This is a genomic window from Streptomyces sp. (assembly GCF_031178505.1).
GTDB classification, from domain to species: Bacteria; Actinomycetota; Actinomycetes; order Streptomycetales; family Streptomycetaceae; genus Streptomyces; species Streptomyces gulbargensis.
In genome coordinates this window covers 1-1,681 of the sequence record NZ_JAPSIW010001035.1, presented here as the reverse complement: position 1 = coordinate 1,681, position 1,681 = coordinate 1, and the positions used below count along the sequence as shown (strand labels likewise).

The 1,681-nt window shown below is 74.8% G+C and carries 2 protein-coding genes; both read right to left on the bottom strand.

Translation table 11 applies throughout. From position 1 onward, the window contains the following. Positions 1-1,010 (bottom strand): hypothetical protein (locus RIF68_RS35965; RefSeq protein WP_309055852.1); only part of this gene is annotated, 1,010 nt, incomplete at its 3' end. A gap of 138 nt (positions 1,011-1,148) precedes the next feature. After that, a partial coding sequence (gene purE / locus RIF68_RS35960) for a 5-(carboxyamino)imidazole ribonucleotide mutase (protein WP_309055850.1) occupies positions 1,149-1,681 on the bottom strand: 533 nt, incomplete at its 5' end.

The window sequence follows — 1,681 nt, the reverse complement described above, 5'->3', positions numbered from 1 at the left end:
GCCTGCCCGGAGCCGGTGAGCGTGTCGGTGCAGTACCGGTTGAACGAGGTCACGTACAGGGAGTAGCCGCGCTCGACCACGAGCGTCCGCAGCACACCGAGGAGCGTGGGGTCGAGGTGGCACACCCGCACGTCGGTGTAGGGCTGCCCCGATGCGACGCCGCGGATCTGCGCCATTACCCCGTCCGCCCCGGTGACCCGTCCGCTCGCCAGGAGGTCGGCGGCGGCCTGCTGCCCGGTCACCGCCGGCGGCGCAGGGTTCGACGGAGGGACGACCGGCGGCACGTACCCGTCCCAGTCACCCACGACGGGCTGCACCGTGGCGTCGCCGGCAGGCCCGGACACGAGGGCAACGTCGCTGCTCGACGGGGTGTCGCGCTTGTTGGTCAGGTGCCAGGAGCCGTCACCCGGGCGGTACCAGCCCACGGAGTCCTTGCCGTCCGCGTCCCAGTCGCCGGCCACGGGCGTCACCGAGGCGTCGCCGGCCGGGCCGTAGACGAACGCGTGGTGGGTGCTGGCGCCGGAGGTCATCGCGTTCGTCAGGTGCCAGGACCCGTCACCCGGGCGGTACCAGCCCACCGAGTCCTTGCCGTCCCCGTCCCAGTCGCCGACCACGGGCGTCACCGAGGCGTCCCCGGCCGGGCCGTAGACGAACGCGTAGTGCGTCGTGGCCCCGGACGTGGTGGCGTTGGTGAGGTGCCAGGATCCGTCGGACGGTCGGTACCAGCCCACGGAGGACGCACGGTCCCCGTCCCAGTCGCCGCTCACGGCGGTCAGGGTGCCGTCGCCCGCCGGGCCGTACACGAACGCCCGGTCCGACGCGTCGTCCGCCGCGACGGCGTCGTTCAGGTGGAACGACCCGTCGGACGGCCGGTACCAGCCGATGGAGGACGCAGTGTCCTCGACCTCGGCCGACGCCGGCAGCGCCGTCAGCATCCCCGTGCCCACCGTGGCCGCCACGGCGAGCGCCGCGATCCGGACCGGTGTGCGTCCATGTCGAGAAGATCTCATGCCTACCCCCTGCGCACGTCGGGATGCGGTCCCGCCCGAGGGAGCCCCCTACGACGCCCCCTGGGTCGGACCCTGGCACGCGGGTGAGACGGCGCGTGGCCGGTTGCCGTCCCAGTCACCCGGACGGCGCAGCGACCCTCAGGAACCGAAGCCGACGCCCGGCCGCCGCCCGTCGCCGTGCAGCGACCGCAGCCGCTCGCCCTTGGCGTCCGCCTGCGCCCGCAGGCCGTCCTGGAACTCCACCATGGCCGCCGCGAGGCGCCGGGCGGTGTCGTCGGTGCCGGCGCCGAGGATGCGCGCGGCGAGCAGGCCGGCGTTCCGGGCGCCGCCGATGGAGACGGTCGCGACCGGCACCCCGGCGGGCATCTGCACGATCGACAGCAGCGAGTCGAGCCCGTCCAGGCGGGACAGCGGCACGGGCACGCCGATCACGGGCAGGGGCGTCACGGCCGCGAGCATCCCCGGTAGGTGGGCCGCTCCCCCGGCCCCGGCCACGATCACCCGCAGCCCGCGGTCGGCGGCGGTGCGGCCGTACTCGACCATCTTGTCCGGCTGCCGGTGGGCGGAGACGACGTCGACCTCCACCGGCACGTCGAACTCGGCCAGCGCCTCCGCGGCGGCCTCCATGACGGGCCAGTCGGAGTCCGAGCCCATGACGATGCCGACGAGCG